This window comes from Mesorhizobium sp. M0830, from assembly GCF_040319965.1.
In the GTDB taxonomy this organism is placed as follows: Bacteria; Pseudomonadota; Alphaproteobacteria; order Rhizobiales; family Rhizobiaceae; genus Mesorhizobium.
On the sequence record NZ_JAMYOR010000123.1, the window covers coordinates 1 to 3,572 of the forward strand.

General features: G+C 63.0%; 3 protein-coding genes. All 3 read left to right on the top strand.

Going from position 1 to position 3,572, the window contains the following annotated elements; translation table 11 throughout:
* Positions 1–271 precede the first annotated feature (271 nt).
* From NKI20_RS33385 to NKI20_RS33395, 3 genes are read left to right on the top strand one after another with little or no spacing between them, the layout of a single operon-like run.
* The gene (locus NKI20_RS33385) at positions 272–1,141 is read left to right on the top strand and encodes a carbohydrate ABC transporter permease (protein ID WP_023760867.1); all 870 of its coding nucleotides are present in this window, start codon (positions 272–274) and stop codon (positions 1,139–1,141) included.
* Positions 1,138–1,977: a carbohydrate ABC transporter permease gene (locus tag NKI20_RS33390; RefSeq protein ID WP_031260690.1), complete on the top strand. Its 840-nt coding sequence runs from the start codon at positions 1,138–1,140 to the stop codon at positions 1,975–1,977. Before NKI20_RS33385 ends, NKI20_RS33390 begins: the two co-directional genes overlap by 4 nt.
* A 23-nt stretch (positions 1,978–2,000) precedes the next feature.
* Positions 2,001–3,494, top strand: a complete 1,494-nt coding sequence (locus NKI20_RS33395) for a M81 family metallopeptidase (protein WP_352838227.1) — start codon at positions 2,001–2,003, stop codon at positions 3,492–3,494.
* The last annotated feature ends 78 nt before the right edge of the window (positions 3,495–3,572 follow it).

Here is a 3,572-nt window from a genome sequence, read left to right on the forward strand (position 1 = left end):
AAAGACCACTCGGCCCAAACAGCGCCGCGCTTGCGCCTATTGGGCCACCCCAACTCGGTCTTGCTGCGCTCTACACCTCTCCCCCGATCGACGGGGGAGAGGAAGGCCCCCTTCCGCAACTGCTGCGAAGGACGGGCAGGCAGGTGAGGGGCGCGCCGACGGTTGCAAGGAATCCTGAAGCGGTGCCTTGAGAAGAACGAGGCGGGATTAAGTCAATCTGTTAAGGCAGCGCAATCCACTCTCCGCCCGCAAACACGGTACAGCCCAGCCGATGCAAAATCGTTTCTTGCCCTATCTCCTGACCTTGCCCAGCCTGTTTCTGGCGGCGGTCGTTATTTTCTGGCCCGTCTGGGACCTGATCCAGATCTCGACACATGAGGTCAACCGCTTCGGCCAGCTTCGCGAATTCAACGACTTCGCCAATTTCGCAGCGCTCACTGCCGATCCCGATTTCATGGCCGCTCTTTGGCGCACCGGCCAGTGGACCTTGATGGTCGTCGGCGGTGCGCTTTTGCTGTCGATTCCGGTGGCGATGATCCTCAACACCGATTTCTATGGCCGCGGCATCGCCCGCGTCATCATCATGCTGCCCTGGGCGGTGTCGCTGACCATGACCGCGGTGGTCTGGCGCTGGGCGCTGAGCGGCGAAAGCGGCATGCTGAATTCGGCGCTGATCGGCCTCGGCCTCATCGACCACAACATCCAGTGGCTGGCGAGCGCCGAGACCGCTTTCCCGATGCAGGTGCTGATCGGCATTCTGGTGACTGTGCCATTCACGACGACGATCTTCCTCGGCGGGCTGTCGTCGATCCCGGACGATCTCTACGAGGCGGCGGCACTCGAGGGGGCGACGCCGCTGCAGCAGTTCCGCGAGATCACCTTTCCGCTGCTGAAGCCATTCATCAACATCGCCATTGTGCTCAACACCATCTACGTCTTCAATTCCTTCCCGATCATCTGGGTCATGACGCAAGGCGGGCCGGCCAACTCGACCGACATCCTGGTCACCCATCTCTACAAGCTGGCCTTCCGCATCGGCAAACTGGGCGAAGCGTCGGCGGTGTCGCTGGTGATGTTCGCCATACTGCTGGTCTTCACCATGATCTATGTGCGGCTGGCAATGCGGGAGCAACGCGCATGACAAATCGGCTCATGACGCGAAAACTGAGGCGCTCGATCATTGCCTGGCTGCTGCTGACGCCGCTGATCGTGGTGACGCTCTTTCCTTTCGCCGTGATGCTGCTGACCGCGGTCAAGCCCAGGCAGGAAGTGCTATCACCGACTTGGTGGCCGAGCGAATTCCGCTGGTCGAATTTTTCCGACATGTGGGTCGCGACCGGCTTTGGCCAGGCGCTGCTCAATTCGCTCTACGTGTCTGTGATCGCCACCGTCGGCGCCATCCTTATCTCGGTTCCGGCTGCCTATGCGATGTCGCGCTTCCGCTTTGCCGGTTACGGCGCCTTGCGCCAGTTCCTGCTGATCTCGCAGATGATCTCGCCGATCGTGCTGGTGCTCGGCCTGTTCCGGCTGATGGCCGCCTGGGGCCTTGTCGAGAGCACCACGGCGCTCGGCTTCATCTACATGGCCTTCAACGTCGCTTTCACGGTTTGGATGCTGCAGAGCTATTTCGACACCATTCCGCGGGACCTCGAGGAGGCGGCCTGGATGGAAGGTGCCGGCCGCTGGTTGACCTTGCGCAAGGTGTTCCTGCCGCTCTGCCTGCCGGCGGTCGCGGTGACCGCGATCTTCACCTTCATCAACGCCTGGAACGAATTCGTCGTGGCGCTCACCATGCTGCGCAGCCAGGAAAGCTATACGCTGCCGATCCAGGTGTTTTCGCTGGTCGCCGGCCGCTACACGATCGAATGGCACCACGTCATGGCGGCGACGTTGCTGGCGACCTTGCCGGTAGCGATCCTGTTCATCTGGCTGCAACGCTATCTCGTTCGCGGGCTGGCGCTCGGAGCGGTCAAATAGCGCCTATTCACGACGGAGCTTTCATGCGCATTTTCACCGCCTCATTGGCGACGGAAACCAACACGTTCTCGCCGGTTCCGACCGACCGCGCCTCGTTCGAGATGGCCTTCTACGCTGGGCCCGGCAAGCATCCGGAAACGCCGACGCTGTGCTCTTCGCCGATGGTCGCGTTGCGCCGGCGCGCGGCCGCAGAGGGCCTCACCGTCATCGAGGGCACCGCCACTTGGGCCGAGCCGGGCGGCCTGGTGCAGCGGCAGACCTATGAGGCGCTACGCGACGAGATCCTGGGCCAGCTCAAGGCAGCACTGCCGGTCGATGCTGTCATCCTCGGCCTGCATGGCGCGATGGTGGCGCAAGGCTATGATGATTGCGAAGGCGATCTGCTCGAACGCGTCCGGGCCATGGTCGGGCCGGAGGTGGTGATCGCTGTCGAACTTGATCCGCACAGTCATCTGACGCCGAAGCGCGTCGCGGCCTCAGACATCCTCGCCTACTTCCTCGAATTTCCACACACCGATTTCTACGAGCGCGGCGAACATGTCGTCGAGCTTGGCCTGGCAGCGGTGCGCGGCGAGATCAAGCCTGTCATCTCGACCTTCGATTGCCGCATGATCCAGGTGCTGCCGACCAGCCGCGAGCCGATGCGCTCTTTCGTCGATCGGATCAAGGCGCTGCACGGCAAGGATGGCGTGCTGTCGGTCTCGGTCATCCATGGCTTCATGGCCGCCGATGTGGCCGAGATGGGCACGCGCATCCTGGTCGTCACCGACAATGACAAGGCCAAGGGCGACGCGCTGGCGGAACGGCTGGGGCGCGAACTCTATGCGCTGCGCGAAAAGACGGCAATGACGATGCTGAGCACCGCCGACGGCATCGATCGGGCGCTGGCCGCATGCGCGGAAAATCCGGGCAAGCCGGTGGTCATCGCCGACATCTGGGACAATCCCGGCGGCGGCGTTCCCGGTGACGGCACCTTCGTGCTGCGCCAGATGCTGGAGCGTGGGCTGAACAATGTCGGCGTTGCCACGATCTGGGATCCGATTGCCGTCACCTTCTGCCTGGCGGCCGGCGAGGGCGCGGTCATCGACCTGCGTTTCGGCGGCAAGGCCGGACCGCAGGCCGGCGAGCCGATCGACGCACGCGTCAAGGTGCTGAGGGCGGTTGCGGAGGGTTGGCAAAGTTTCGGGCCAAGCCGGGTGACGCTTGGACCGACGGCCCTGGTCCGCATCGAAGGCACCGAGGTCGACATCATCCTCAACACCAACCGCACGCAGACCTTCGAGCCGGATATCTTTTCCAATATCGGCGTCGATCCGCTGGCCAAGGACATGCTGCTGATCAAGTCGACCAATCATTTCTACGCCGGCTTCGAGCCGATCGCCGCCGAGATCATCTATGTCTCGGCGCCGAGTTCGTATCCAAGCAATCCAGCTGTGACCAGCTACACCAAGCTGACGCGGCCGATCTGGCCGAGGGTAGCGGACCCGTGGAAGGATGCTGGTAATCTCCCCCCTTGAGGGGGAGATGTCGCCGAAGGCGACAGAGGGGGTCGGTCCGACCGGGCTCGGCCTTCTTCTACCGGAGCAGCTCGAGCC